This window comes from Variovorax davisae (genome assembly GCF_030316845.1).
Taxonomy (GTDB): Bacteria; Pseudomonadota; Gammaproteobacteria; order Burkholderiales; family Burkholderiaceae_C; genus Variovorax; species Variovorax davisae.
Genome location: NZ_JASZYS010000007.1, coordinates 193,860 through 220,285 on the forward strand (window position 1 = coordinate 193,860; position 26,426 = coordinate 220,285).

The window sequence follows — 26,426 nt, forward strand, 5'->3', positions numbered from 1 at the left end:
TGATGCCTGATTCCCTCCCAGCACCCCGCCATGTCTTCGTCTACGGCACCCTGCGCGCAGGCGGCAGCAACGACATCGCACGCTTCTCGCCCGCGCCGCTGCGCATCGCCGACGGCGCGATCGCCGGCACGCTCTACGACCTGGGTGCCTATCCGGGCGCGGTGCTGGGCGGCGAGGGCAGGGTGCAGGGCGAGATCTACCGCATCACGCCGGCACTGGAAGCGCAGCTGGATGTGCTCGAAGAGGTCGGGCCCGACGACGGTGGCGAGTACATCAAGCGCGAAGTGCAGCTGCTGGTGGCCGGAGCGCCGCTGGCCTGCCTGGTCTACGAGATCCAGCCCGAGCGCATCGCCGGACGGGCGCCGATCGCCAGCGGCGACTGGTTCCGGCGCGGCTGAATGCACCTGTGCGCACGAGGCTTTCATGCGCGAAAAACTCGCTTCGCATTGTGAAAACGTCAGGTGCTGCGCTGCAATATTTTTTCTCGATACGAGAAAATTAATTTTGCATTGAGAAAAACAGCCGTAAGTCGTTGATTTTGTTGGTGCAAAAATATGTCTTCTATAAGACATAAGAGTCCGGCACTGGCTTACAGTAAAGCCCAAGACGCGACAGCGCCCACCTCTCAATCAACCCTCGGAGTGACCATGCCCCAGACCCTCACAGAACAACTGAGCCGCGAACAGCAGATTGCCGCCCTCGAAAAGGATTGGGCGACCAATCCGCGCTGGAAGGGCGTCAAGCGCGGCTACAGCGCCGCCGACGTGGTGCGCCTGCGCGGCTCGCTGCCGATCGAGCACACGCTGGCGCGCCGCGGTGCCGAGAAGCTGTGGGAGAAGATCAACGGCGACGCCAAGAAGGGCTACGTCAATGCCTTCGGCGCGATCAGCGCCGGCCAGGCGATGCAGCAGGCCAAGGCCGGCCTCGAGGCCGTGTACCTGTCGGGCTGGCAGGTCGCCGCCGACGGCAACACCTCCGAAACCATGTACCCGGACCAGTCGCTCTACGCCTACGACTCGGTGCCGACCATGGTCCGCCGCATCAACAACACCTTCAAGCGCGCCGACGAGATCCAGTGGGGCCGTGGCGTGAACCCGGGCGACCAGGAATTCATCGACTACTTCCTGCCGATCGTGGCCGATGCCGAAGCCGGCTTCGGCGGCGTGCTCAACGCCTTCGAACTGATGAAGAACATGATCGCCGCGGGCGCCGCGGGCGTGCACTTCGAAGACCAACTCGCTGCGGTGAAGAAGTGCGGCCACATGGGTGGCAAGGTGCTGGTGCCGACGCACGAGGCCTGCGAGAAGCTGATCTCCGCGCGCTTCGCGGCCGACGTGATGGGCGTGTCGACCATCGTGCTGGCCCGCACCGATGCCGAAGCGGCCAACCTGATCACCTCCGACCATGACGCCAACGACAAGCCCTTCCTGACCGGTGAGCGCACGCAGGAAGGCTTCTATCGCGTCAAGAACGGCCTCGAGCAGTCGATCAGCCGCGGCGTCGCCTACGCGCCCTATGCCGACCTGGTGTGGTGCGAAACCGGCGTGCCGGACATCGGCTTCGCGCGCGAATTCGCGCAGGCCGTGCACGCCGCCTGCCCGGGCAAGCTGCTCTCGTACAACTGCTCGCCGTCTTTCAACTGGAAGAAGAACCTCGACGACAAGCAGATCGCCTCGTTCCAGGAAGACCTCTCGGCGCTGGGCTACAAGTTCCAGTTCATCACGCTGGCCGGCATCCACATCAACTGGTACAACACCTTCCAGTTCGCCCACGCCTATGCCAACGGCGAAGGCATGAAGCACTACGTGAACATGGTGCAGGAACCCGAATTCGCGGCGCGCGACAAGGGCTACACCTTCGTGTCGCACCAGCAGGAAGTCGGCGCCGGCTACTTCGACGACGTGACCACCGTCATCCAGGGCGGCTCGTCCAGCGTCAAGGCGCTGACCGGTTCGACCGAGGAAGAACAATTCCACTGAGGCCTGACGGTCGCTGAGTGACAGCCCCGCGTGAGCGATCACGCGGGGCTTTTTCGTGACGGCGCAAGCCGATGGCGTGCTCCGCGCAGCGAAACAAGGGAGGGGCCCGAAGGGCGGGAAGCCGATCGAGGTCCCGGGCCTGAAAAACGCCGACGCGGCGCGCTGACGGCGCTGCGGATAGAATCTGCGGCTCCATCTCAGCACCCAACAAGAGCGAGAAAGGCACCCTGGTTATGACACCGCGAACTACACCGCAAGCAACGAGCGGTCTTTTCCCCGAAGGAAAAGGCCGGTAGGCCGCGCACGCTGGAAATTGCTCCAGCCCATGAACCAGAGCCAAGCGCGGTCCCAGGACCGCGCTTTTTTGTTTCTCGACGAAGGTTTTTCCATGATCCAGATCACGCTTCCCGACAACTCGCAGCGCGAGTTTCCCGGCCCGGTTTCGGTGGCCGACGTTGCCAAATCGATCGGCCCCGGGCTGGCCAAGATGACGGTCGCCGGCAAGGTCGACGGCCGGCTGGTCGATGCCAGCGACATCATCGACCACTCGGCGAAGCTGCAGATCATCACGCCCAAGGACGACGAGGGCCTGGAAATCATCCGCCACTCGACGGCCCACCTGGTCGGCCACGCGGTGAAGCAGCTCTATCCGACGGCCAAGATGGTGATCGGCCCGGTGATCGACGAAGGCTTCTACTACGACATCTCGTACGAGCGCCCGTTCACGCCCGAGGACATGGAGGCGATCGAGAAGCGGATGCGCGAACTGATCGCGCAGGACTACGACGTGGTGAAGAAGATGACGCCGCGCGACGAGGTGATCGACGTCTTCAAGTCCCGCGGCGAGGACTACAAGCTGCGCCTGGTCGAGGACATGCCCGACGAGCAGGCGATGGGCCTCTACTACCACCAGGAATACGTCGACATGTGCCGCGGCCCGCACGTGCCGAACACGCGCTTCCTGAAGGTCTTCAAGCTCACGAAGCTGGCCGGCGCCTACTGGCGCGGCGACGCCAAGAACGAGCAGTTGCAGCGCATCTACGGCACGGCCTGGGCCGACAAGAAGCAGCTGGACGACTACATCAAGCGGATCGAGGAGGCCGAGAAGCGCGACCACCGCCGGCTCGGCAAGGAACTCGACCTGTTCCACATCGACGAGGCCGCGCCGGGCCTGGTCTTCTGGCACCCGAAGGGCTGGTCGATCTGGCAGCAGGTCGAGCAGTACATGCGCCGGATCTACCGCGAGACGGGCTACCAGGAGGTCAAGGGCCCGCAGATCCTCGACAAGAGCCTGTGGGAGAAGACGGGCCACTGGCAGAACTACCGCGAGAACATGTTCACGACGGAGTCCGAGAAGCGCGACTACGCCCTGAAGCCGATGAACTGCCCGGGCCACGTGCTGATCTTCAAGTCGGACCTGCGCAGCTACCGCGACCTGCCGCTGCGCTACGGCGAGTTCGGCCAGTGCCACCGCAACGAGCCGTCCGGCGGCCTGCACGGCATCATGCGCGTGCGCGGCTTCACGCAGGACGACGGCCACGTGTTCTGCACGGAAGACCAGATCCTCGAGGAATGCGTGGCCTACACGGCGCAGTTGCTCAAGGTGTATGCCGATTTCGGCTTCACGGACATCCTCTACAAGGTCGCGACGCGGCCCGACAACCGCATCGGCTCCGACGAACTGTGGGACAAGGCCGAGAATGCGCTGATGGAGGCGCTGCGCCGCTCGGGCGTGGAATTCGTCATTTCGCCGGGAGAGGGCGCGTTCTACGGCCCCAAGATCGAGTACACGCTGCGCGACGCGATCGGCCGCCACTGGCAGTGCGGCACGATGCAGGTCGACTTCAACATGGCCGAGCGCCTGGGCGCCGAGTACGTCACGGAATCCAGCGGCCGCGCCCACCCGGTGATGCTGCACCGCGCGATCGTCGGCAGCCTGGAGCGCTTCATCGGCATGCTGATCGAACACCATGCCGGCGCGCTGCCCGCCTGGCTCGCTCCGGTGCAGGTCGCGGTGCTCAATATCAGCGAAAACCAGGCCGATTACGCTGGGGAAGTTGCCAAAACGCTGCAGAATCAAGGGCTTAGGGTGGCGCTGGATCTGCACAACGAGAAGATTACGTATAAAATACGGAAGCATTCGTTGCAAAAGCTGCCTTACATCCTCGTCGTCGGCGACAAGGAAAAGGAAGCAGGTGCCGTCGCAGTGCGCGCCCGGGGCAATCTTGACCTCGGTGCCATGTCGGTGGAAGCGTTCTCCCAAAAGATCGCCCACGACATCCAACACAAGCTTTGAATTTGAACGAGTTCAAGGGCTGATTTTGTGATCAGGGGGCTTGTGGGCGCGGACTTTGAAGGCAATCGCTACATTTTTTGTAGCATATTGTTTGAAGGATTCTGACCATCGCTACTGCATTCCGCGACCGCCGCCACCGCGAGGAACGCCAACACCGCCTGAACCGGGAAATCATGGCCCCGGAAGTCCGCCTGATCGGGCCCGAGAACGAGCCATTGGGTGTAGTGAGTCTTGCCGAGGCCCTGCGCCTGGCTGGTGAACAAGACGTCGACCTGGTCGAAGTCGTCGCGGCAGCCAACCCGCCCGTCTGTCGGCTGATCGAGTACGGCAAGTTCAAGTACCACGAGCAGAAGAAGGCGGCCGAGGCGAAGTCGAAGCAGAAGGTCATCGAGGTCAAGGAAATCAAGTTCCGGCCCGGTACCGACGATGGTGACTACAACATCAAGATGCGCAACATCCGGCGCTTTCTTGAGGATGGTGACAAGTGCAAGATCACGCTGCGGTTCCGCGGTCGTGAAATCACCCACCAGGAGCTCGGCCTGGCGCTGTTGCAGCGCATTCGCGACGAGCTCGCCGACCTGATCGTCGTCGAGCAGTTCCCGAAGCTCGAAGGCCGGCAGATGATCATGATGATCGCGCCGGGCCGCAAGAAGGCGGGCGGGGCGGCCAAGCCGGCCGCCGATGCAGCGGCAGCGCCGACGGCGGCGCCCGCGGCAGCCTGAGTCCGGCGCGAGCCGGCAAGTTGTTGCAAGGATTTCGCTGTGGCCTTCGCCTTCGGGTGACGGCGGCGGCGGGATGAAGAAGTGTCTCGGGGCCAACAAGCCCGTGGATTTTCCGCGGCGCCTCACGAGCACAAACTAAAGGAGCATTCACATGCCCAAAATGAAGACCAAGAGCAGCGCGAAAAAACGTTTCCGCGTTCGTCCCGGTGGCACCGTCAAGCGCGGTCAAGCCTTCAAGCGTCACATCCTGACCAAGAAGACCACCAAGAACAAGCGCCACCTGCGCGGTGCCACGGCAGTTCACGAGACCAACATGGTTTCGATGGCCGCCATGTTGCCCGGTAGCGGCATTTAATCCAGACGAACAAGGAGTACACACATGCCTCGCGTCAAACGTGGTGTAACGGCTCGCGCCCGCCACAAGAAGGTTCTCGCACTCGCCAAGGGTTTCCGCGGTCGCCGCGGCAATGTCTTCCGCATCGCCAAGCAGGCGGTGATGAAGGCAGGCCAATATGCCTACCGTGACCGCCGCACCAAGAAGCGCGTGTTCCGTCAACTGTGGATCGCGCGTATCAACGCCGCCTCGCGTGAACTGGGCCTGACCTACAGCCAGTTCGCCAACGGCATCCGCAAGGCGGGCATCGAGATCGACCGCAAGATGCTGGCCGATATCGCCGTGCACGACAAGGCCGCTTTTGCCGGCATCGTGGAGCAGGTCAAGGCCAAGCTGGCTGCTTGATCCTGCACAGCAGAGCGCCGTCTCCGGATGGCGATCTGCGCCCACGTGAAGGGCTGGCGCTTGAAAGGGCTCCAGCCCTTTTTTCATCCTGCGGCGGCCCTCGCATTTCTTTTTTGATCTCGAAGAATTTCTCCATGAACGAGCTGGACTCCCTGGTCGACACCGCCCGCGCCGCCTTCGCCGAAGCGAAGGCCCCGGCCGAACTCGAGAACGCGAAGGCGCTGTTTCTCGGCAAGGCCGGCCGCATCACCGAGCTGATGAAGGGCATGGCCGCACTCAGCGTCGACGAGAAGAAGTCGCGCGGCGCAGCCATCAACGTCGCCAAGCAGGCCATCGAGGCCGCGCTGACCGCGCGCCGCCAGCAGCTGGCCGATGACGAGCTCGCGGTGCAGCTGCGGGCCGAGGCGCTCGACGTCAGCCTGCCCGGCCGCCGCCGCGTGGGCGGCGGGCTGCACCCGGTGAGCCGCACGCTGGAGCGCATCGAGGCGATCTTCTCGAGCATGGGCTTCGACGTCGCCGACGGCCCCGAGGTCGAGAGCGACTGGCACAGCTTCACCTCGCTCAACAACCCGCCGAACCATCCGGCACGCTCGATGCAGGACACCTTCTACGTCGACATCGATGGCGAGGACGGCATCCCCTACAACCTGCGTCCGCACACCAGCCCGATGCAGGTGCGCTACGCGAACCAGCACGTCAAGAAGTACGCGGCGCAGTTCGAGGCCGCCGCCGCCGACACCACCGGCACGGTCAAGGCGCCCGAGATCCGCGTGATCGCGCCGGGCCGCACCTACCGGGTCGACAGCGACGCCACCCACTCGCCGATGTTCCACCAGTGCGAAGGCCTGTGGCTGGGCGAGAACGTGAGCTTCAAGGACCTGAAGGTCGTGTTCACCGATTTCTGCCGCACCTTCTTCGAGAGCGACGACCTGGTGCTGCGCTTCCGTCCGAGCTTCTTTCCCTTCACCGAGCCGAGCGCCGAGATCGACATCCAGTTCCAGAGCGGCCCGCTGGCCGGCCGCTGGCTGGAGGTCGCGGGTTCGGGCCAGGTGCATCCGAACGTGGTGCGCAACATGGGGCTGGACCCCGAGCGCTACATCGGCTTCGCCTTCGGCATGGGGCCGGACCGGCTCACCATGCTGCGCTACGGGGTCAACGACCTGCGCCTGTTCTTCGACGGCGACCTGCGCTTCCTGAGCCAATTCCAGTAAACAACGACGAGTACGACGAGATGCAATTCCCCGAGTCCTGGCTGCGCGAATTCTGCGACCCGCAGCTCAGCAGCGAAGCCCTGGCCGAGACGCTCACGATGGGCGGTTTCGAGGTCGAGGAGCGGCGGCCGGTGGCGCCGCCGTTCAGCAAGATCGTGGTCGGCGAGATCAAGGAAGCCGTCCAGCACCCGAACGCCGATCGCCTGCGCGTGTGCCAGGTCGATGCCGGGCAGGGCGCCTTGCTCAACATCGTCTGCGGCGCGCCGAATGCGCGCGTCGGCATCAAGGTGCCGCTGGCGCTGGTCGGCGCCGAACTGCCGCCCGGCGAGGACGGCAAGCCCTTCCTGATCAAGCTCGGCAAGCTGCGCGGCGTCGAGAGCCAGGGCATGCTGTGCTCGGCGCGCGAGCTCCAGCTCAGCGACGACCATGGCGGCCTGCTCGAACTGGCCGCCGATGCGCCGATCGGCGCCGACATTCGCGAGGTGCTGAAGCTCGACGATGCGCTGCTGACCCTCAAGCTGACGCCGAACCTGGCGCATGGCCTGAGCGTCTACGGCATCGCGCGCGAACTCGCGGCGCTGACCGGTGCGCCGCTGAAGAAGCCCGCGATCGCGCCGTCGGCGGTCGGCTCCACCGACAAGCTGGCGGTCCGGGTCGAAGCGCCCGAGCTGTGCGGACGCTTCTCCGGGCGCATCGTGCGCGGGGTCGACACGAAGGTCGCGACGCCGGCCTGGATGGTCGAGCGGCTGGCGCGCTGCGGCCAGCGCAGCGTGACGCCGCTGGTCGACATCTCGAACTACGTGATGTTCGAGTACGGCCAGCCGAGCCACATCTTCGACCTCGACAAGATCCATGGCGGGCTCACGGTGCGCTGGGGCCGGCCGGGCGAACAGCTCAAGCTGCTCAACGGCAACACCGTCACCGTCGACGAGAAGGTCGGCGTGATCGCCGACGAGCGCGAGGTCGAGTCGCTGGCCGGCATCATGGGCGGCGACGCCACCGCGGTCTCGGACGACACCCGCAATATCTACATCGAGGCCGCCTTCTGGTGGCCCGAGAGCATCCAGGGCCGCTCGCGCCGCTTCAATTTCTCGACCGATGCGGGGCATCGCTTCGAGCGCGGCGTGGACCCGAGCCGCACCGTCGAGATCATCGAGCGCATCACGCAGCTGGTGACCGAGATCTGCGGCGGCGTGGCCGGCGCGATGGACGACCAGACCCTGCGCCTGCCCGAGGCCCGGCCCGTGACCCTGCGCGTGGCGCGCGCGGCGCGCGTGATCGGCATGCCGCTCACGCAGGCCCAGTGCGCCGATGCTTTGCGCCGGCTCGCGCTGCCGGTGGTGGAGGGCGAGGGCACGCTGGTGGTCACGCCGCCGCCGCATCGCTTCGACCTGCTGATCGAGGAAGACCTGATCGAGGAAGTGGCCCGCCTGGTCGGCTACCAGAACCTGCCGACCACGCCGCCGCTGGCCCCGATCACCGCGCGCGTCCCGCCGGAGGCCGAACGCAGCCGCTTCTCGCTGCGCCATCGGGTGGCCGCGCTGGGCTACCAGGAGACCATCAACTTCAGCTTCGTCGAAGCGCATTGGGAGCAGGACCTGGCCGGCAACGCCGACCCGATCAAGCTGCTGAACCCGATCGCCAGCCAGATGAGCGTCATGCGTTCGTCGCTGCTCGGCTCGCTGCTGCAGGTGCTGAAGTTCAACCTCGACCGCAAGGCGACGCAGGTGCGGGTGTTCGAGCTCGGCCGCGTGTTCCTGCGCGACGCTTCGGTCGTCACCACTGACAGCACCGTCAAGGGCGTCCACCAGCCGATGCGGCTGGCCGGCCTGGCCTGGGGCGATGCGGCCGAGGGCCGCTGGGAAGGCAAGGCCGGACGGGTCGACTTCTTCGACATCAAGGGCGACGTCGAGGCCTTGCTGGCGCCCCGCGTGCCGACCTTCGAGCCGACCGAACACCCGGCGCTGCATCCGGGGCGGGCGGCGCGCGTGCTGCTCGACGGCCGCGAGATCGGCGTCGTCGGCGAACTGCATCCGCGCTGGCGCCAGAAGTGGGACTTCGCCCAGGCGCCGATCCTGTTCGAGCTGGCGCTCGATGCGGTGAGCGCGCGCCCGGTGCCGGTGGCGCAGCCGGTGCCCAAGCAGCAGCCGGTGGAGCGCGACCTTGCGCTGGTGGTGGCCGAGGCGGTCACGCACGACGCGCTGATGGGTGCGATCCGGGCCGCCTCGGACGCCAGCCTGCTGCGCGATCTGGCGCTGTTCGACATTTACCGCCCGACGGTCGGCCGCGACGGCGCGGTGGCGGGCGGCGGCCTGGCGGCGGGCGAGAAGAGCATGGCCGTGCGGCTCGGCTTCAACAGCGACAGCGCGCTGACCGACGAACAGGTCGAAGCGGCGGTGCGCAAGATCATCGATCAACTCGGCGCCCGGCTCGGCGCCCGACTGCGGGTATGAACGCCATGGATTTCACGCTCGAAGCCCTTGAAACGCCGGCGCTCACCAAGGCGCACCTGGCCGACCTGCTGTTCGAGCAGATCGGCCTGAACAAGCGCGAGTCCAAGGACATGGTGGAAGCCTTCTTCGACCTGATCGCCGGCAGCCTGATCGAAGGCACCGACGTCAAGATCTCGGGCTTCGGCAATTTCCAGATCCGCGTCAAGGCGCCGCGGCCGGGGCGCAATCCGCGCACCGGCGAGGCCATACCGATCGGCGAGCGGCGCGTGGCGACCTTCCACGCCAGCGCCAAGCTGAAGGAACAAATCCACGGAAGCATCGACGCCGCGGCGCCGCAAGAGGTCGAATGGAGCGTGGGCGCCGAATAACGTTGGTGCTCCGCGCGCCGGTGGAGTAACCTATGAGGTTTCGCTCGCACTGTCTTGATTTCAATGGAGAAAACACTCCCGCCGATCCCCGTCAAACGCTACTTCACGATCGGTGAGGTGGGCGAGTTGTGCGGCGTCAAGCCGCACGTGCTGCGCTATTGGGAGCAGGAGTTCACGCAGCTTCGCCCGATGAAGCGGCGCGGCAACCGGCGCTACTACCAGCACCACGAGGTGCTCATGATCCGCCGCATCCGCGACCTGCTCTACGACCAGGGCTTCACCATCAGCGGCGCGCGCAACAAGCTGCAGGAACTGGTCCAGACCGAGCGCGACCGGCGCCGCGCCGGCGAGGTTCCGCTCGAGGGCATGGAGGCGATCGAGATCGACCAGGAGGAGTTCGATGCCGCCGTGCAGGACGGCATCGAGCCGCCGCCCGAGGGCGCCGAAGCGCCCGGGCGGGCCATCGATCTGTCGCAATTGCTCTACTTGCGGCGCGAACTGAATGAAATTCGTGAGCTGCTCGGTACGAGTCACTGATTTCGCGCGGCTATAATCGAGAGCTTCGGTGTGTGGCGCAGCCTGGTAGCGCACTTGCATGGGGTGCAAGGGGTCGAAGGTTCGAATCCTTTCACACCGACCAATACGATCAAGGGGTTAGCTCTCGCAAGGGGCTGACCCCTTGTGCTTTTGGGCGCTGATCGCACGGCTCAGCCGCAGGTAGGTTCCGCTTGGCGAGTTCCCGAACAAGGGATCCGGGCACGCGGGTGCCGCCCGGGCCACGACATCCCAGTCCTGTTCATTCAGCAGGAGCCGCGCACGCGGGAGGACTTGTCTTTCCTCGGTGGCAATGTGGTGCCGGTAGTAGGCAAGGTAGAGCGCCGCCGTCGCTTCCACCGTCGCGCGCAGGACGTAGGCATCGCTGATGACGCCGTTGAGGTGGGCGACCAGTTCTTCTCCGGCCACCGCAATCACGCGGTGCTCCTGGAGCAGCCGGTTGATCGGCAGCCGCATCTGCGGATCGCGGGCCGCGAGCAAGGTGAAGGCCGCGTCTTCGCGCGGGTGATGAAAGCAATCGCCGAACTCTCGCAGGTAGGAGACGATGTCGAGCATCAGGTGGTAGTCCGGATTGCCGCCGTCGTGGAAGCTGGCGACCTGTTCCTCCAGAATGCCCAGAAGCACGGAGAAGTTGGCATGCTCGGCATGCCATTGCGCGATCTGACTGGTCATGATTTGTCTCCAGGGCCTGCCCAGACCCTGATGCCAGGCTACGCCGATCGGCGGCCGGGTTCTTCGATCTGGATCAAGGCAGTTGCAAAGTCCCGAGCGGCGCATCGAGGCAGATCAAGAGGCGGCGGGGCGGTGCCCGGATGCCTCGCGCACGCTATCGCCGGTATCGCGCGAAGGAAGACCGGTGACGGTCGACTGGAACCGCTTCACACCGCTGGCCGGCCGATCCGGCCAAGGTGCTAGGCTTTCTCGATCTGGCGGGCCAACCCGGCCGGGGATTCGGACTTCGCCTTCGAATCGGCCAACGCGCGCACCAGCAGGACCGGCACGCTGGCGTAGCGCAGGATGTTCTCGGCGCTGCTGCCCATCACCACCCGGCCGACCCCGCGCCGCCCATGGGTGCCGAGCACGATCAGGTCGGCGGGCCAGGCGGCGGCTTCGGCCGTGACCTGTTCGTGCACCGATCCCGAAAAGGTGTCGCGCAAGGCGACATCGGCTTCGACGCCCGCGGCCTGCGCCGTGGCCTTGCATCCTTCGAGGAGGGTCCGGCCCTGGACGCGCAGGGTGTCGAGCCAGTCGCCGGCGAAGCCCGCATAGGCATCCATGGCCAGGGCGAACGACAGTTCATCGATCACGTGGAGCAGCCGCAACTGCCCTTGCGTGAGCTTGGCGATGCGGATGGCCTCGTCCAGCCCGCGCGCCGACGTCGGACTGCCATCCACGGGAACCAGAATTCGTTGGTACATGTCAGCCCCTTCCGAATGCAGTGGTGAGGGCTTCAGTATCCCGACGCCGCAGCACCGAGCCTTGATCTGGCGCAAACAAGCCTGCGCCCGGGCGACGACCATTGGCGAATCCAGACTTCCCCCGGAGGGTGCCATGAAAGTTCTTCTTGCCGTCGACGGCAGCGACTACACGAAGCGAATGATTTCCTACCTCGGAGCGCACAAGGATTCATGGGTGGCCGGGCATGCGTTCACGGTGCTGCACATCGTCCTTCCGGTGCCGCACCGGGCGGCGGCGTTCGCCGGGCCGGAGATCGTGCGCGCCTACTACGACGACGATGCCCGTGTGGTTCTCGATTCCGTCCGGGCGCAACTGGCCGAACAGGGGATCGAGGCGGAGCTCGTCCACAAGGTGGGCCATCCGGCGGACGAGATCGCGGCCCATGCCGAATCGGGCCGTTTCGATCTCCTGGTCATGGGATCGCACGGGGTGGGGGCACTGAAGAATCTGGTGCTGGGCTCCGTCGCCACCAAGGTGCTGGCGAAGTGCACGGTGCCGGTGCTGCTGGTGCGCTGACATGGAAGGGTTCATGTTCATCGCCGCGGGCAGCCGGGCGCAGGCCGTTCCGGGGGTTTGACACTGGCGGGGCTGAAGGGCGACAGTCGGGGCCACCCCCAGCGACCCATCATCTTCGGAGCGAGCATGAGCGCAGACCCGGCTGAATGGACCCAGAACGCCCAGGTGGGCGCCATGGCCTACCTGCTTCATTCCCTGCTGCAGGAAGCCGAGCGGCGCAACCGCGGCTTCATCGACAAGGTCATCGAGGGCGCCGTCGACGACCACAAGGGCATCCCCGCGGGCACGCCCAACAAGCCCTTCGTGGATGCCGTCTTCGCCGAGACCCTGCAGATCCTGCGGCGATCGCAGGCCGGGCTCGAACTCCCCGAGCTGCCGCCGGCGCCGCGGCCGCGCGAGCTCGGCGCGCAGGCGCCGGTCAGCGACGACTGGCTTCAGTGGATCGCCGAAAACCGCCTGCGCGAATGCACGCCCGACTCGATGCTCTCGACGATGACGGCGGCCGGCATCGACGCGGCGCAAGCGAAGGCGGCCATCGCCCGGATGGAGAGCGACCCGGCCTTTCGCGCCGCCCGCCGGATGCAGAAGGTCGAGCGCAAGCTCGAAACGGTGGTGGCCAACCTGCAGAAGCTGTGGGCATCGGCGCCGCGCTATGGCGTGGTCGAGAAGCGCAAGTCACCGTCGCGCGACGAGTTCGTCGAGCGCTACGTGCGGGGTTGCCGTCCGGTGGTCCTGACCGACGTCACCAAGGACTGGGGCGCCATGAAGCGCTGGTCGCCCGAAGACCTCAAGCGCCGCTTCGGCCATCTGGACGTCGAGATCCAGGACGGCCGCAACGCCGATCCGAACTACGAGGAGAACAAGCTGGAACATCGCCGGATCGTGCAGCTGGGGCCCTTCGTCGACCGGGTGCTCGCGGGCGGGCCGACCAACGACTACTACCTGACGGCCAACAACGAGGCCTTGCGCAGTCCCGGGTTCGCGCCGCTCTTGGACGACATCGGCCGGCTGCCGCCCGCCTGCGACCGCTCGCAGCTCGGCCACCGCTCGTCGTTCTGGTTCGGGCCGGCCGGCACCACCACGCCCCTGCATCACGACACCCTCATGCTGTTCCACACGCAGGTGGTCGGCCGCAAGCGCTGGCGCCTGGTCTCGCCCCTGGAGACGCCGAAGCTCTACAACTACAACGGCGTCTTCAGCCCGGTCGACGTCGAGAACCCGGACCTCGCCCGCTATCCGCTCTTCGGCGAGGTCCAGGTTCTGGACGTCGTCGTGGAGCCCGGCGAGACGATGTTCCTGCCGCTCGCCTGGTGGCACCAGGTGCTGTCGATGGACATCAGCCTGTCGTTCTCCTACTCCAACCTCGACCTGCCGAACGACTTCAGCTACCAGAACCCGGACATCCGGAACTGGTAACAAGGGCGAAGCGGGAAGCGGCCAACCGATGCCGCCGCGCCACGCACGGCCTTGGTTTTGAATTCTATTTACTGACCAAAACTAGTATCAGTCAGTAATCTTCGGTAAAGTCTATTTATGCACCTCCTGCGACAACCAGGGAGGGACTACCAGGGCGGCACGCCGTTCTCTCGTTCGCCTGTCGTGCATGAATCTGCCTGCGCGGCGCCTCGCGGACTGCGGGATCGGTCCAGTGCCGCCGTGGCTGCTCCCAATGCCTTTTGCACCGATCCGGGCGACCTCGTCGCGCGGGCGTATGCGCTTCTCGAACAGGAGGCGCAAGCCTGGCAGCAACGACAGCGGGCCGACCTGTTGCCGGGGGGTGAATGTTGATTTGCCCCTCGTGCGCTTTCGCCAATTCGGAGATTGCGCGCTTTTGCGGCGGCTGCGGGGTGCTGCTGGACTTCGCCGTCCAGCGCGCCGATGGCGAGCGGCGGCAGATCACGGTGCTCACTTGCGACGTCGTCGGGTCGACCGCGCTGTCGCAGACGCTCGACCCCGAAGACCTGCATGAAATGCTGGGCGACTTCCAGCGGGTCTGCCAGGAGACGGCCGAACGGTACGACGGCTATATCTCCCAGTTCCTGGGCGATGGCGTCCAGATCTATTTCGGCTTCCCGCGGGCGCACGAGGACGATGCCCGGCGGGCCGTCAGCTGCGGCCTCGAAATCCTCCAGGGCACCGAACAGCTGAACCAGGCCTCGGCGCGGCCGTCGGGCGCCAGGCTGCGGATCCGGGTCGGCGCCGACACCGGGCGGGTCGTGGTCAGCCCGGTCGGAACCGGCGCCCGGCGCGAGAACATCGCGATGGGCGATGCGCCCAACATCGCATCGCGGGTGCAGGCGCTCGCGGAGCCCGACACCCTGTGGGTCACCGAAGCCACCTGGCGCATCGCCCACGAGCATTTCCAGGGCGAGCCGCGGGGCGAGTTCGAGCTCAAGGGCGTGGCTTCGGCGGTCCGCCTCTGGCGCGTCACTCGCGCCGGCGGCGTCGTCCCGGGGCTGGAGCGGGTCGACCTGCTGACCCTCTACGTCGGCCGCGGGCACGAGCATGCGCTGCTGGCGGCGCACTGGACGGCGGCCAGATCCGGTGCGGCGCGCTTCGTCACCGTGCGCGGCGAGCCGGGCATCGGAAAATCGCGGCTGGTCGCCGAGTTCAGGGGCCAGGTGGCGAGCGCGGACACCACGGTGCTCGCCGTGCGCTGCACCCAGTTCGCGAAGAACAGCGCGTTCCTGCCGGTCATCGAGCTGCTCGAACGCGTGCTGGGCCTGGCGGGCGCCACCGAGCCGGAGGAACGGCTCAGCCGCATCGACCAGCAACTGGCGGCGCTGGGCATCAGGGCCGCCGATGCGGCTCCGCTGCTGGCGGCGCTGCTGTCGATCCCGGTGGCCGAGCGCTATCCGGCCCTGGAGCTGTCGCCCACGCGCCGCCGCGTCCGAACGATCGAGACGCTGGTCGCCGTCATCGAGGCCATCGCATCGCGCCACCCGACCATCCTGGTGGCGGAGGATCTGCATTGGGCCGATCCGTCAACGCTCGAAGTGCTCGAACTGCTGGTGTCGCGCGCGCGCCGGCTGCCGCTGCTCGGCCTGTTCACGGCCCGGCCCGAGTTCGAGGCGGCATGGCCGGACGACGAGGCCACGCCCCTGGTCGATGTCTCGCGCCTCGACCATGCCGAGGTCGAGGCGGTCGTTCGCCATGTCGCCCACGGCAAGCCGGTGCCGGGCGACGTGATCCGCGAGATCACCCAGCGCTGCGACGGCGTGCCGCTGTTCATCGAGGAGGTGGCGCGGGCGGTGATCGAGGCCGGCGTGCTGCAGGAGAACGAGTATTCGTGGGCGCTCACGGGCGCGCTGCCCTCGGACCTGATCCCGGCCAGCGTCGACGCCTCGCTGATGGCGCGCATCGACCGGCTCGGCGAAGCGCGCGGCACCGCGCAGCTCGCGGCCACGATCGGGCGCGAGTTCACCTATGCCCAGCTGCGCGCGGTCAGCGAGCGCAGCGACAAGGACCTGGCGGACGATCTCCAGCGCATCCTGTCCGCCGGCCTGGCCTGGCAGGTGTCCACCGCCGCGCCCACCACCTTCGTCTTCAAGCACGCGCTGGTCCAGATGGCCGCCTACGAGTCGCTGCTGCGCTCGACGCGCCAGCGCTTCCACGAACGGATCGCGCGGGTGCTGCTGTCCGATTTCGGCGGCGAGGTGGCGCTGCGGCCGGAGATCGTCGCGCGCCACTTGTCGGGTGCCGGCCATCACGCGGAAAGCAGCGACCACTGGTTCGCCGCCGGGCAGCGGGCCCTGACCCGCATGGCCGTTCCCGAGGCCCACGGACATTTCACGCGGGCCCTCGAAGGCCTGGCCAAGTTGCCGACCTCGGACGAGGTGCTGACCAAGGAGCTGGAGCTCCAGATCGCGATCGCACCGACGCTGATGACGCTCTACGGCTGGGCCTCGCCCACGGTGGCGCTGGCGTGCGAGCGGGCCCGCAGCCTGAGCCATCTGCTGGAGCGGCCCGACCGGCTCTATGAGCCGATCTGGGGGCTGTGGACGAATCTCTTCGTCGGCGGCCAGCTCGACCGGGCGCTCGACACGGCGAACGAGGCGCTGTCGATGGCGCTGGCCAGCGGCGTCCCGATGCTGGAGGTGACCGGCCGCCATGCGGTCGCCTACACGCACTACTACCGCGGCGAATGGGCCGAGTGCATCGCGCATGCGCAGGCCGGCATCGCGCTCTACGCGCTGGAGCAGGAGCGCACGCTCACCAACACCTTCCAGATCAGCTCCACCGTCAACATGGTTGCCGGGCTGGCCAGCAGCCTGTGGATGATGGGCCACCAGGACCAGGGGCTGGCGGAACTCGACCACATGATCGCGATGGCGCGCGACCTGGACCACCCGTCGGCATTGAGCAATGCGCTCGGCGTCGCCTGCTACATGCTGACTTTCCACCACGACCCGCAGCGCATGCTCGGCCATGCCTCGGAGGTCAAGAGCTTCGCCCGCGCGGAAGGGTGGGAGCTCTGGTATGCCGTCGGCGTCATGAGCAGCGGCTGGGCCCGCCTGCGGCTGGGCGACCGCAGCGACGGCCTGAGGGAACTGTTCGAGGGCGTGGCGCTGTTCCGGGCCACGCGCTCCGACCTGATGGGGCCGACGGTGGCCGTGATCCACGCCGAAGGCCTGCGCGCGGCCGGCCGCGACGAGGAGGCGCTCGAGATGCTCGCCGCCACGGCCGAGACGGCCCGGCGTGGCCACGTCGGCGTGCTGCTGCCGGACGTCTTCCGGCTGATGGGCGAGATCCACCTGCAGGCCGGCGCGCTGGCGCAGGCGGAGGCGGCCTTCGAGCAGGCCCTGGCGACGGCGCGGGCCCAGCAGGCCCTGTCGCTCGAACTGCGCGCCGCGATGTCGCGCCAGGCGCTGCTCGCGCGCACCGGCCGCGCGGCCGAGGGCATGGCGCTCGTCCGGCGCTGCTACGAGCGATTCAGCGACAGCTTCGATCAACCCGAGTTGCGCGCCGCCCGCGCGCTGCTCGAAGGCGGTGGGCGCTAGGATGAAGCCGGCCTCGGCCCCGGTGGCGTTCGACGCCTTGCGCCCGGAGGTGGAGGCCGGCACGCCGCTCGATGTCTGGTGGCAGGTCTCGCCCGCCCATCCGAGCCATCGGCTGGTCGTCGAGCGGCGCGTGAACGGGGTGCAGCGGCCCTCGGTGCGCGCCTGGCCCGATGGCCGCCATGCCGACGCCGGCGCCCAGTGCTTCCGGGCCCAGCTGCCGCCCTGCGCAGCCGGGGAGCGGGTGGACTACGCGCCGATCCTCTATCGGGCCGGACAGCTGGTGGCCGAACTCCCGGTCCGCAGCGTGCGCGGCGTGCCGGCCGCTGCCCCTGGCGGTGACGCGCTGCCAGCGCCGGTGCAGGCGCCGGGCACCGTTCCCCGCTACGACTGGGGCACGGACTTCCTAGGCGCCTTCACCGTCCAGCTGGCGAAGCCGCCGGAGTCCTTCGGTCCGGCGCCCGATGGGCTGCACATCACCTTCTACATCGCCTCGGGCGAGATCCACGGGCCGAAGATCAACGCCCGGATCCGCGGCGAGGGCGGCGACTGGATGCTGGTGCGCCGCGACGGCGTGGGCGTCGCCGACGTGCGCATCACCTACGAGACCGACGACGGCGCGCTGCTGCTGTCGCGCTACTACGGCATCTTCGACCTCGGGCCGGACGGCTACGAGCGCGCGCTGCGCAACGACTACGACCCGCTGCCGCCGCTGGTGCTGGCGCCGCAGTTCGTCACCTCGCACCCCGACTGGCTGTGGCTGAACCGGCTGCAGTGCATCGCGGTCGGCCGGGTGACGATGGCCGATCTGCTGGTCCGGTTCGATCTTTACGCGATTCGGGTCGGGCAGCCGCTGCCGTCCTCGGGGCTGCCGCGCGCACCCGAAGGCGCCGGCGGCGCCTGCTGAGTGGAACGGGTTCTCGAGGGCAAACACACAAGGAGTTGAGATGGCGGACAACAACCAGCAGGTTCCATGGACCGACGAGCAATGGGCGCGCGTGCGCAAGGTGATCCAGGAGGAGGCGGCACGGGCCCGGGTCGCGGCGGGTTTCCTGCCGCTGGTGGGGCCGTTGCCGGGGAACACCGACTATGTCACGGCCGACACCATCAGCTACGGCGAGGCCGGTGCTGCCAAGCTGCAGATCGAGGACAAGACCACGGTCCAGCTGCCGACGCTGCAGGTCCGCGTGTTCCTGCGCGGTGCGCAGATGGCGGACCCGGACATGGACAGCGCGCTGCAGCTGTTCCGGCGCGCGGCCAACATCCTGGCGCGGCTCGAGGACACCATCGTGTTCGGCGGCCTGGCCGGCGCGGGCAAGCTGCCGCCGAAGGCTTCGCCGGTAGCCCAGGTGCTCGGCGGCCAGGAGACCGACGGGCTGCTGCAGGCCCGTCCGCCGACAGAGGCCTATCTTGTCGGCCCGAAGACCGAGGAGAACCGGCTGGTGACCGCCGTGTCGGCCTGCATCGGCGAGCTCGAGGGGGATGGCCATTTCGGGCCCTTCGCGGTCGCCTTCGGCCACGACTTCTTCACCGAGGTCCAGACGCCCGATCCAGGGTCGCTGGTGCTGCCGCAGGACCGGATCATTCCGTTTCTCGGCGGCGGACCGCTGGTGCGCACGTCGACGCTGCCGCCGGAGACCGGGGTGGTGGTGGCGCTGGGCGCGGAGCCGGTCGAGCTGGTGGTCGCCACCGACGTGTCGCTCAACTTCCTGCAGGTCACGGACGAGCCGCAGTTCGTCTTCCGGGTCTACGAGAAGATCCTGCTGCGCATCAAGGAGGCCAAGGCGGTCAAGGTGATCCGCGTCAAGGGCAGCAAGGATTTCGGACCCGGCAAGGTCGGTGAGACGGGGGCCGGTTCGGGCACATAGCGCAGATGAAACCGCAAAGGGTCGTCATCCTCGGCGGTGGCGTGGCGGGCATGAGCGCCGCCCATGAGCTGATCGAGCGCGGCTTCGAGGTGGTCGTGCTCGAGCGCCGCGACATCGCGGGCGGCAAGGCGCGCAGCATCCCGGTGAGCGACAACGAGGACGGCGGCGCCGGCCACGAACTGGCCGACCGCGGCGTCGCCGCCATCGAACACCAGCTGCCGGGCGAGCATGGCTTTCGCTTCTTCCCGGGCTTCTACAAGCACGTGGTCGACACCATGCGCCGCATCCCGTCCTTCGACGGCCGGCCGGTGGCGGACCATCTGGTGGCGACGACGCGGGTCGGCTTCACGCAGTACGACCAGCCGGCCTTCGAGGTGCCGGCGAACTTTCCGCAGACGCCCGGCGATGCCGGCACCGTGCTGCGCGACATCCTGCTCGCCTTCGGTCCCGTGACGGGTCTCACGCCCGACGACCTGGCCTTCTTCGGCTCCCGGATCTGGCAGATCCTGACCTCGTGCGAGCAGCGCCGGCTCGACGAGTACGAGAGCATCAGCTGGTGGGATTTCATCGGCGCCGACGGGCGCTCGGCGGCCTACCAGAAATTCCTCGGCGACGGCATCACGCGCTCGCTGGTGGCGGCCAAGGCGCGGCGGGCCAGCGCCCGCACCATCGGCGACATCTTCGCGCAGCTGATGCTGACCATCGTCAACCCGACCGGCGGCTCGACCGACCGGGTGCTGGACGGCCCGACCAACCTGATCTGGATCGATCCCTGGCTGAGCTGGCTGCAGGCGCGCGGCGTGCAGTACCACTTCAATGCCGAGGTCGAGCAGATCCTGTGCGCCGGCGGCAAGGTGAGCGGCATCGTGGTGACGGAGCAGGGTGTGCGCACCGTCGTGCAAGGCGATCACTACATCGCCGCCGTGCCGCTCGAGCGCATGGCGGTGCTGGTGAACGACGACCTGCTGGCCGCCGACCCGTCGCTGGCCAACCTGCGCACGCTGGCGCCCAACGTCGAATGGATGAACGGCGTGCAGTACTACCTGTACCGCGACGTGCCCGAGGTGCACGGCCACGTGATCCACATCGACTCCGAGTGGGCCTTGACCAGCATTTCGCAGTTTCCGTTCTGGCGCAGCGTGGTGCCGACCATGCTGGCCTGCGGCGACGTCAAGGACATCATCTCGGTCGATGTCTCCGACTGGACCGCGCCCGGCCCGGACGGACGGCCGGCGATGCAGTGCTCGCGCGACGAGGTGGCCCGCGAGACCTGGCGGCAGCTCAAGCGCTCGCTCAACGCCACGCGGGAGATCCTGCGCGACGAGGACCTGCATTCCTGGTTTCTCGATTCCGACACCGCCCCCGATCCCACCCGTCCCGGCTTCCTCGCCAACGCCGAGCCGCTGCTGGTGAACCTGGTCAACACCTGGGCGCTGCGGCCCGAGGCGGCGACCGCCTTGCCGAACCTGTTCCTGGCGTCCGACTACGTGCGAACGCACACCGACCTGGCGACGATGGAAGGGGCCAACGAGGCGGCGCGGCGGGCGGTCAACGCACTGCTCGACGCCGCGGCGTTCGCCGGCCCGCGCTGCGAGGTCTGGCCGCTGCAGGAAGTCGAAGTGCTGACGCCCTGGCGCCTGCACGACGCGGCGCGCCACCGGGCCGGCCAGCCGTGGGATGCCTCGCTGACCCAGGTGGCGCTGCAGGCCCTGCGCGCGGCGTCGCCGCTGCTCGACCAGGTGCGCCCGCTGATGGCGGCGATCAGCCCCTACGTGACGCCGGTGGCCGATGCGCTCGATGCGATGGACCAGGCGATCGACGGTGCCGGCACCGGGCTCGGTTCCGATCCCGCGGTGCGCCATGGTTCGGCCTACGTGCCGACGCCGCTCGACAACGTGCTGCGGGTCACCGACCGCGTGCCCGGCATCGGCGGCGTCACCGGGCCGGGCGGCTTCGTCGAGCGCATGGCGTGGTACCGCGGCATGGTCACCCAGACGCTGGAGTCCGGCGTGCCCGACTGGGAGCCGCAGACCCACCTGTATGCGCTGGTGAAGGACTTCATGTCGCGTTCGGGCAAGGGCTTGCGGCCGGCCCTGTGCCTGGCGACGACGCGCGCCCTGGGCGGTCAGGCCGAGCACGCGCTGCCCGCCGCGGCCGGCATCGAGATGCTGCACAACGCCTTCCTGGTCCACGACGACATCGAGGACGGCAGCGAGTTCCGGCGCGGCGTGCCCACCATGCACCGGCGCGCCGGCATCCCGCTGGCCGTGAACACCGGCGACGCGATGAATGCGCTGGCCATGCGGCTGGTGCGCCGCAGCGGGGAATTCCTCGGGCCGGCCGGCGCGCTGCGCATCCTCGACGAGATCGACCACATGCTGATGGAGACGCTCGAAGGCCAGGCGATGGAACTGGGCTGGGTGCGCGACAACGACCTCTCGGTCGGCACCGACGACTACCTGCGGCTGGCCTTGAAGAAGACGGCCTGGTACAGCTTCATCCATCCATTGCGCATCGGCGCGCTGGTGGCCGACCCCGAGGATCCGAACCTCGGCCGCTTCGACCGCTTCGGCTACCTGCTGGGCCTGGCCTTCCAGATCACGGACGACGTGCTCAACCTGAGCGGCGACGAAGCGCGCTACGGCAAGGAGATCGATGGCGACCTGTGGGAGGGCAAGCGCACCCTGGTGCTGACCCATGCGCTGGCCCACGCCGGCCGGGCCGAGCGCGACTGGATGAGCAACTTCCTGTCGCGTCCGCGCGAGCGCCGGCTGCCGCGCGAGGTGTTCCGCATGCACGACATCGTGGCGGGCACCGGGAGCATCGAATGGGCGCGGCAATCGGCGCTCGCGCTGGCGGAGGCGGCGGCCAAGGAGTTCGACCTGTCGGCCTTCGCCGGCGTGCCTCCCGGTCCGGACCTGGACTGGCTGCGGGCCAGCGTGGGCTACCTGGTGCAGCGGGATTCCTAAGGCGTCGGCGCGGCGCTCATTCCCGGCTCATTCTTGGCGCCTAGAGTGCGTGCAAGCCCTCCGTGGCGCCGCGTCGGCGTGCACGGGGCAGGGCCTGAAGGAGATTTGCATGCATGCTTTGATCAAGGGTCTCGCCGTGGGCGTCTTCGGCGCCATGGCCTCGCTCGGTGCGCTCAGCGCCAACGCCCAATCGGATGGATCGGACTACCACCCGCTGCAGATGAACTCGGCCGCCAGGCCGGAGGTCGACGCCGACGCGATCGCGGCGTCGCATGCATCGGGCACCGAGGCCATCGGCCAGTCGACCGCCGCGCCGATGGTGAATTCGCAGGGCGTGTCGCGCGAAGCGGTCTACCGTGAGGCCGTGGCCGCCTCGCACAACACCGGCACCGAGGCGATCGGCCAGTCGACCGGCATGGCCGGCATCACCGGCGGCGTCCCGCACTGAGCGCCAGGCTCAGACTTCGGCGAGCGCGTCGACGGCGCCGAAGTCGGCCGGTGCAAGCAGCACCGCAGCCCCGGGCCGGGCGGCGTAGCGGGCCAGTGCCTTGGCCTCGATGAGGCCGAAGTTCGCCTGGCAGGCGGAGATCAGGCCGGGTTCGTCCGGATGGGCGCCGAAGCACTCGCGAAGGGCGCGTTCCGAGATGTGGGCGATGATGCGAGGTCCGTCAAAACCATCAGGGTAGATCGCGAACCTGACGGTGCCCACGTCGGGGCAATGGATCGCTTCGCAGTTCATCGGGGGCTCCTTGTCGTTTGCTGCGTATTGGACGCCAGCGCAGCGAAAGGAAGTCCCGGCGAACATCGCCTTGCGACGACGGAGGACGCCTACAACGGCAACAGCTCAGCGCAAGGTGCCGTTCAGGTAGGGCTCGGGATCCACCGCCACGCCCTGCTTGCGGATCTCGAAGTGCAGCTTCACGCGGTCGGCGTCGCTGTTGCCGATCTCGGCGATCTTCTGGCCCTGGCGCACCACGTCCTTCTCCTTGACCAGGATGGTCTTGGCGTTGGCGTAGGCGGTCAGGAAGGTGTCGTTGTGCTGGACGATGACCATGTTGCCGTAGCCCCGCAGTTCGCCACCCACGTACACCACCCGGCCGTCGGCCGCGGCGAGCACCGGGTCGCCCAGGTTGCCCGCGATATCGATGCCCTTGTTGCGGCTGCCGTCGAAGCCGGACAGGGTGCGCCCCGGCGCCGGGCGGATGAAGATCGCCTGCGGCTTCGGCGCCGGCGGCGTCGCCGCGGGGGGCACCGCCTGGCCCGAGGGCGGCAAGGGGTAGAAGGGCGGGCTGGTGCTCTGCGGCGGGGTCGTCGTACAGGCCGTCAAGGCGGCGATCGCGACGGCGCCCGCCGCGAGGGCGGCGGCGCGGGAGAGTGGATTCTGGATGTGCATGGCTTGGATGGAACGTGATCGCAGCGAAGGGTTCCCCGGCGCGTGACCGGACCGCGGTTTTAGCATGCGGCGGCCGGAGCAGGTGCGACCATGCGTTGCAGCAGCGGCTGGCGCGCCAGCACCGCCTCGCGCGGGCCGGCGTCGACCACCTGGCCGGCCTCCATGAGCACCACCGTGTCGAAGCGCTCCAGCAGGCTCAGGCGGTGGATCGACGCGACCAGGCAGGCGTCGGGAAATGCGGCCGCGATGCGTTCGAGCACCCGGGCCTCGGTGGCTGCGTCGAGCGCACTGGTCGGCTCGTCGAGCAGCAGCAGGGAACTGCCCCGGGCCGCCAGCACGCCGCGCGCGAGGCACAGGCGCTGGCGCTGGCCGCCTGACAGGTTGAAGCCGCGCTCCGACAGCGGCGTGTCGAGGTCGCCGTGCGTGGCCTGCAGCACCTCGTCGAAGGTGCTGGCATGCATCGCCGCGTGCAGGTCGTCGTCGCTCGCCGGCTGGCCGAAGCCGAGGTTCTCGCGCACGCTGGCCTCGAACACCTCGGTCTCCTGCGGGATCAGCGTCGCCAGGGTGCGCAGCCGCGGCCATGGCTGCGGCTGGCCGTCGATCGCCAGCCTGCCCTGCTGCGGCGCATAGAGGCCGGCCAGCACGCGCAGCAGCGTGCTCTTGCCGCCGCCGCTCGGGCCGACCAGCGCGATGCGCTGGCCGCGGCCGAGGGCCAGCGAGACGTCGTGCAGCCCGCTGCGCGCCGGCTCTGCCATGGCCGCCGGCGTGCCGCGCGGGTCGTAGCGCCAGACCAGGTGCTCGATCGCGATCGTGCGCCAGGCGGCATCGCGGTCAATGGCCTCCTCGGCCAGGTCCGGCACCCGCGCGGGCGCCTGCCAGATCGGCGCGGCGCTGGTGTAGTCGGTGTGCATGCGGGCGAAGGACTGGAAGTTGGCGGCCATCGAGGAGACCACGCCCGCGGCCTGCTGGGCGTACTGGTAGATCATGAACACCCCGCCCAGCAGCACCGCCTGGCCCGGCGCCCGCGACTGCCAGACGTAGACCACCACCAGGCCCCAGGTCAGCGCCAGGCCGAGGATGTCGACCGCGAACCACTTGCCTTCGTTGAGCACCACGGTGCGCTTGAGCGGCACCGAGATCGCGGCCATGCGCCGCCCCAGCAGCAGGCGCGATGCGGCCGACAGGCGCAAACCGATCACGGTCGAGGCGTTGCCGAGGAAGTCGAGCAGGGCGGCCACGTAGCGGCGGTCGGCGTCGTTCTCGGCCCGGGCCAGCCGCATCAGCGCCCGGTCGAAACGCAGCACCAGGATGGCGATCACCACGTAGCCGGTGATGGCGATCGCGCCGCTGGCGCGCGACAGCAGGGTCAGCGCCACCAGCGGCCCGATGAAGTTGACGATGTTGGTGAGATAGACGAACTGGTTCTGCGCGAAGTCCGACAGCGCCTTGCTGGCCTGGTGCACGCGGTGCTGCATCTCGCCCGAATGGTGGCCGTCCTGCCAGGCCAGCGGGGCGGCGGCGATCCGGGCGTAGAGCATGTCGGCCAGCCGTTCGCGCACCTGCAGGCCGACGTTGCGCTCGAGGATCCGGCCCGGCCCGTGCACCAGCCACGAGGCGACGTAGACCGCCGTCAGCGCCCCGATCCAGCGGCCGGAGCCGGCGAAGTCGCCGGTCTGCAGCGCGTTGATGGCCTGGGCCGCCAGCCAGGGCATGGTGAGCCGCAGCAGCTGCGAGCCGGTTAGCAGTGCGGTCGCGGCCAGCAGTTGCGGCCGGGCGCCTTCGGCGTAGCGCCAGAGCGCACCGTAGAGGGCGCGAATGGCGTTGCCTGGGGCGTTGTCGCTCATCCGCCGGCGCCTCGCGCTACTTCATCGGGATCGGCGTGGCCCGATCGATCGCCACCGCGGTGACGCTGTTCTTCGGCGAGCCGTCGACCAGCAGGTCGGAATAGGTCAGGTAGACCAGCGTGTTGCGCTTGGGGTCGACCAGCCGCACCACGCGCAGCCGCTTGAAGAGGAGCGACAGCCGCTCGCTGTAGACCTCCTCGCGCTTGGGCAGCGGCTGCGTGACGCTCACCGGCCCCACCTGGCGGCAGGCGATCGAGGCCTCGGACTTGTCCTCGGCCAGGCCCAGCGCGCCGGAGACGCCGCCGGTCTTGGCGCGCGAGACGTAGCAGGTCACGCCGCTGACCTTCGGGTCGTCGTAGGCCTCGACCACGATCTTGTGATCGGGGCCGATGAGCTTGAAGGCGGTGTCGACCTCGCCCACAGGCTCGGCCGGGGCGCGCGCGGCCGCCGTCATCGCCAGGCCGAGCAGCAGCGCCGGCGTCCAACTGCGGCGCGCCGTCATTCGATGGTCACCGTGTGGACGCGATCGAAGCTGCCCCGGCGACGGTCGTCGAAGTAGCGCTGCAGCGCCTCGCGCACGGTGCGAAAGGCGATCTCCTCCCACGGGATCTCTTCTTCGGTGAAGAGCCGGGCCTCGATGGTCTCGTGGCCCGGATCGAAGCGATCGCTCAGCAGCCGCGCCCGATAGAACAGGTGGACCTGGCCGACCCGCACCACGCTCATCACGGCGAACAGGCCCTCCATCTCGTACTCGGCGCCGGCCTCTTCGTCGGTCTCGCGCGCCGCTCCCTGTTCGGTGGTCTCGCCGAGTTCCATGAAGCCGGCCGGCAGGGTCCACTTGCCCCAGCGCGGCTCGATGTTGCGCTTGCACAGCAGCACCCGCTGGCCCAGGACCGGGATCGTGCCGACCACGTTGAGCGGGTTCTCGTAGTGGACCGTGTTGCAGGCCGGGCAGACCGCGCGCTCCTTGGTGTCGCCGTCGTCCGGCAGGCGGTAGACCACGGCGGTGCCGCAGTTCTTGCAGTGCTTGATGGGGACGCGCAGGATCATGGGCGTGA

General features: G+C 68.1%; 24 protein-coding genes and 1 tRNA gene. 18 read left to right on the forward strand and 7 right to left on the reverse strand.

Annotated features, from left to right (window positions below):
- Positions 1-2: 2 nt before the first annotated feature.
- The 11 genes from QTI33_RS17925 to QTI33_RS17975 all read left to right on the forward strand — a co-directional run bounded on the left by QTI33_RS17925 (position 3) and on the right by QTI33_RS17975 (position 10,408).
- Positions 3-398 carry a gamma-glutamylcyclotransferase family protein gene (locus QTI33_RS17925; RefSeq protein WP_286507520.1) on the forward strand — a complete coding sequence of 132 codons (396 nt, stop codon included), beginning with the start codon at positions 3-5 and terminating at the stop codon, positions 396-398.
- 249 nt (positions 399-647) lie between these two features.
- Entirely contained in the window at positions 648-1,979 is a 1,332-nt protein-coding gene (gene aceA, locus QTI33_RS17930; RefSeq protein WP_286507522.1) for an isocitrate lyase, read from the forward strand.
- Between the two features lie 388 nt (positions 1,980-2,367).
- A complete protein-coding gene (gene thrS, locus QTI33_RS17935) occupies positions 2,368-4,275 on the forward strand; it encodes a threonine--tRNA ligase (RefSeq protein WP_286507524.1) in 1,908 nt (635 codons plus the stop codon).
- A 98-nt stretch (positions 4,276-4,373) separates the two neighbouring features.
- Positions 4,374-4,997, forward strand: coding sequence for a translation initiation factor IF-3 (gene infC, locus QTI33_RS17940; RefSeq protein WP_286507742.1), 624 nt, complete (start codon positions 4,374-4,376; stop codon positions 4,995-4,997).
- Between the two features lie 151 nt (positions 4,998-5,148).
- Positions 5,149-5,352 (forward strand): 50S ribosomal protein L35, encoded by a 204-nt coding sequence (gene rpmI, locus QTI33_RS17945; protein ID WP_028253491.1) that lies wholly within the window; start codon positions 5,149-5,151, stop codon positions 5,350-5,352.
- 24 nt (positions 5,353-5,376) lie between these two features.
- Complete coding sequence (gene rplT, locus QTI33_RS17950) at positions 5,377-5,736, forward strand: 50S ribosomal protein L20 (RefSeq protein WP_012747009.1); 360 nt, start codon at positions 5,377-5,379, stop codon at positions 5,734-5,736.
- A gap of 134 nt (positions 5,737-5,870) precedes the next feature.
- On the forward strand, positions 5,871-6,947 hold the full coding sequence (gene pheS / locus QTI33_RS17955) for a phenylalanine--tRNA ligase subunit alpha (protein ID WP_286507525.1): 1,077 nt from the start codon (positions 5,871-5,873) through the stop codon (positions 6,945-6,947).
- 20 nt (positions 6,948-6,967) lie between these two features.
- Positions 6,968-9,400, forward strand: a complete 2,433-nt coding sequence (gene pheT / locus QTI33_RS17960) for a phenylalanine--tRNA ligase subunit beta (protein WP_286507526.1) — start codon at positions 6,968-6,970, stop codon at positions 9,398-9,400.
- A complete protein-coding gene (locus QTI33_RS17965) occupies positions 9,397-9,768 on the forward strand; it encodes an integration host factor subunit alpha (protein ID WP_286507527.1) in 372 nt (123 codons plus the stop codon). The genes pheT and QTI33_RS17965 overlap by 4 nt, the downstream gene beginning before the upstream one ends.
- Before the next feature lie 63 nt (positions 9,769-9,831).
- Entirely contained in the window at positions 9,832-10,305 is a 474-nt protein-coding gene (locus tag QTI33_RS17970; protein WP_286507529.1) for a MerR family transcriptional regulator, read from the forward strand.
- A 26-nt stretch (positions 10,306-10,331) separates the two neighbouring features.
- Positions 10,332-10,408: transfer RNA gene (locus tag QTI33_RS17975), tRNA-Pro, on the forward strand.
- Between the two features lie 14 nt (positions 10,409-10,422).
- Here the strand turns inward: QTI33_RS17975 and QTI33_RS17980 are convergent.
- Positions 10,423-10,995: a hemerythrin domain-containing protein gene (locus tag QTI33_RS17980; RefSeq protein ID WP_286507530.1), complete on the reverse strand. Its 573-nt coding sequence runs from the start codon at positions 10,993-10,995 to the stop codon at positions 10,423-10,425.
- Between the two features lie 239 nt (positions 10,996-11,234).
- Positions 11,235-11,741 (reverse strand): universal stress protein, encoded by a 507-nt coding sequence (locus QTI33_RS17985; protein WP_286507532.1) that lies wholly within the window; start codon positions 11,739-11,741, stop codon positions 11,235-11,237.
- A gap of 133 nt (positions 11,742-11,874) precedes the next feature.
- Between QTI33_RS17985 and QTI33_RS17990 the strand changes: the two genes are divergently transcribed.
- The 7 genes from QTI33_RS17990 (at position 11,875) to QTI33_RS18020 (ending at position 22,579) form a co-directional block, all read left to right on the forward strand.
- A complete protein-coding gene (locus QTI33_RS17990; RefSeq protein WP_286507744.1) occupies positions 11,875-12,297 on the forward strand; it encodes a universal stress protein in 423 nt (140 codons plus the stop codon).
- 126 nt (positions 12,298-12,423) lie between these two features.
- Entirely contained in the window at positions 12,424-13,713 is a 1,290-nt protein-coding gene (locus QTI33_RS17995) for a cupin-like domain-containing protein (protein WP_286507534.1), read from the forward strand.
- A gap of 431 nt (positions 13,714-14,144) precedes the next feature.
- Positions 14,145-17,297 (forward strand): AAA family ATPase, encoded by a 3,153-nt coding sequence (locus QTI33_RS18000; protein WP_286507535.1) that lies wholly within the window; start codon positions 14,145-14,147, stop codon positions 17,295-17,297.
- Position 17,298: 1 nt separating this feature from the next.
- A complete protein-coding gene (locus tag QTI33_RS18005; RefSeq protein ID WP_286507536.1) occupies positions 17,299-18,201 on the forward strand; it encodes a DUF3237 domain-containing protein in 903 nt (300 codons plus the stop codon).
- A gap of 40 nt (positions 18,202-18,241) precedes the next feature.
- Positions 18,242-19,162 (forward strand): encapsulin, encoded by a 921-nt coding sequence (locus QTI33_RS18010; RefSeq protein ID WP_286507537.1) that lies wholly within the window; start codon positions 18,242-18,244, stop codon positions 19,160-19,162.
- Positions 19,163-19,167: 5 nt separating this feature from the next.
- Positions 19,168-22,131 (forward strand): FAD-dependent oxidoreductase, encoded by a 2,964-nt coding sequence (locus QTI33_RS18015; RefSeq protein ID WP_286507538.1) that lies wholly within the window; start codon positions 19,168-19,170, stop codon positions 22,129-22,131.
- A gap of 109 nt (positions 22,132-22,240) precedes the next feature.
- Positions 22,241-22,579, forward strand: coding sequence for a hypothetical protein (locus QTI33_RS18020; RefSeq protein ID WP_286507539.1), 339 nt, complete (start codon positions 22,241-22,243; stop codon positions 22,577-22,579).
- 9 nt (positions 22,580-22,588) lie between these two features.
- Here the strand turns inward: QTI33_RS18020 and QTI33_RS18025 are convergent, their stop codons facing one another.
- The 5 genes from QTI33_RS18025 to QTI33_RS18045 all read right to left on the reverse strand — a co-directional run bounded on the left by QTI33_RS18025 (position 22,589) and on the right by QTI33_RS18045 (position 26,418).
- Positions 22,589-22,870, reverse strand: a complete 282-nt coding sequence (locus QTI33_RS18025; protein ID WP_286507540.1) for a hypothetical protein — start codon at positions 22,868-22,870, stop codon at positions 22,589-22,591.
- A gap of 105 nt (positions 22,871-22,975) precedes the next feature.
- Complete coding sequence (locus QTI33_RS18030) at positions 22,976-23,524, reverse strand: murein hydrolase activator EnvC family protein (protein ID WP_353506346.1); 549 nt, start codon at positions 23,522-23,524, stop codon at positions 22,976-22,978.
- 59 nt (positions 23,525-23,583) lie between these two features.
- Positions 23,584-25,368, reverse strand: a complete 1,785-nt coding sequence (locus QTI33_RS18035) for an ABC transporter ATP-binding protein (RefSeq protein WP_286507541.1) — start codon at positions 25,366-25,368, stop codon at positions 23,584-23,586.
- A 16-nt stretch (positions 25,369-25,384) separates the two neighbouring features.
- Positions 25,385-25,870, reverse strand: coding sequence for a CreA family protein (locus QTI33_RS18040; protein WP_444814854.1), 486 nt, complete (start codon positions 25,868-25,870; stop codon positions 25,385-25,387).
- The gene (locus tag QTI33_RS18045) at positions 25,867-26,418 is read right to left on the reverse strand and encodes an NUDIX hydrolase (protein ID WP_286507543.1); all 552 of its coding nucleotides are present in this window, start codon (positions 26,416-26,418) and stop codon (positions 25,867-25,869) included. Before QTI33_RS18045 ends, QTI33_RS18040 begins: the two co-directional genes overlap by 4 nt.
- Positions 26,419-26,426 lie beyond the last annotated feature (8 nt).

Coding starts and splice junctions, on each gene's coding strand:
- QTI33_RS18040 (WP_444814854.1), bottom strand. CDS start 25,870: ATGACGGCGCGCCGCAGTTGGACGCCGGCGCTGCTGCTCGGCCTGGCG.
- QTI33_RS18045 (WP_286507543.1), bottom strand. CDS start 26,418: ATGATCCTGCGCGTCCCCATCAAGCACTGCAAGAACTGCGGCACCGCC.
- thrS (WP_286507524.1), top strand. CDS start 2,368: ATGATCCAGATCACGCTTCCCGACAACTCGCAGCGCGAGTTTCCCGGC.
- pheT (WP_286507526.1), top strand. CDS start 6,968: ATGCAATTCCCCGAGTCCTGGCTGCGCGAATTCTGCGACCCGCAGCTC.
- QTI33_RS17980 (WP_286507530.1), bottom strand. CDS start 10,995: ATGACCAGTCAGATCGCGCAATGGCATGCCGAGCATGCCAACTTCTCC.
- pheS (WP_286507525.1), top strand. CDS start 5,871: ATGAACGAGCTGGACTCCCTGGTCGACACCGCCCGCGCCGCCTTCGCC.
- QTI33_RS17965 (WP_286507527.1), top strand. CDS start 9,397: ATGAACGCCATGGATTTCACGCTCGAAGCCCTTGAAACGCCGGCGCTC.
- QTI33_RS17925 (WP_286507520.1), top strand. CDS start 3: ATGCCTGATTCCCTCCCAGCACCCCGCCATGTCTTCGTCTACGGCACC.
- QTI33_RS17995 (WP_286507534.1), top strand. CDS start 12,424: ATGAGCGCAGACCCGGCTGAATGGACCCAGAACGCCCAGGTGGGCGCC.
- QTI33_RS17970 (WP_286507529.1), top strand. CDS start 9,832: ATGGAGAAAACACTCCCGCCGATCCCCGTCAAACGCTACTTCACGATC.
- QTI33_RS18025 (WP_286507540.1), bottom strand. CDS start 22,870: ATGAACTGCGAAGCGATCCATTGCCCCGACGTGGGCACCGTCAGGTTC.
- QTI33_RS18020 (WP_286507539.1), top strand. CDS start 22,241: ATGCATGCTTTGATCAAGGGTCTCGCCGTGGGCGTCTTCGGCGCCATG.
- QTI33_RS18015 (WP_286507538.1), top strand. CDS start 19,168: ATGAAACCGCAAAGGGTCGTCATCCTCGGCGGTGGCGTGGCGGGCATG.
- QTI33_RS18010 (WP_286507537.1), top strand. CDS start 18,242: ATGGCGGACAACAACCAGCAGGTTCCATGGACCGACGAGCAATGGGCG.
- QTI33_RS17990 (WP_286507744.1), top strand. CDS start 11,875: ATGAAAGTTCTTCTTGCCGTCGACGGCAGCGACTACACGAAGCGAATG.
- aceA (WP_286507522.1), top strand. CDS start 648: ATGCCCCAGACCCTCACAGAACAACTGAGCCGCGAACAGCAGATTGCC.
- QTI33_RS17985 (WP_286507532.1), bottom strand. CDS start 11,741: ATGTACCAACGAATTCTGGTTCCCGTGGATGGCAGTCCGACGTCGGCG.
- QTI33_RS18030 (WP_353506346.1), bottom strand. CDS start 23,524: ATGCACATCCAGAATCCACTCTCCCGCGCCGCCGCCCTCGCGGCGGGC.
- rpmI (WP_028253491.1), top strand. CDS start 5,149: ATGCCCAAAATGAAGACCAAGAGCAGCGCGAAAAAACGTTTCCGCGTT.
- QTI33_RS18005 (WP_286507536.1), top strand. CDS start 17,299: ATGAAGCCGGCCTCGGCCCCGGTGGCGTTCGACGCCTTGCGCCCGGAG.
- rplT (WP_012747009.1), top strand. CDS start 5,377: ATGCCTCGCGTCAAACGTGGTGTAACGGCTCGCGCCCGCCACAAGAAG.
- QTI33_RS18035 (WP_286507541.1), bottom strand. CDS start 25,368: ATGAGCGACAACGCCCCAGGCAACGCCATTCGCGCCCTCTACGGTGCG.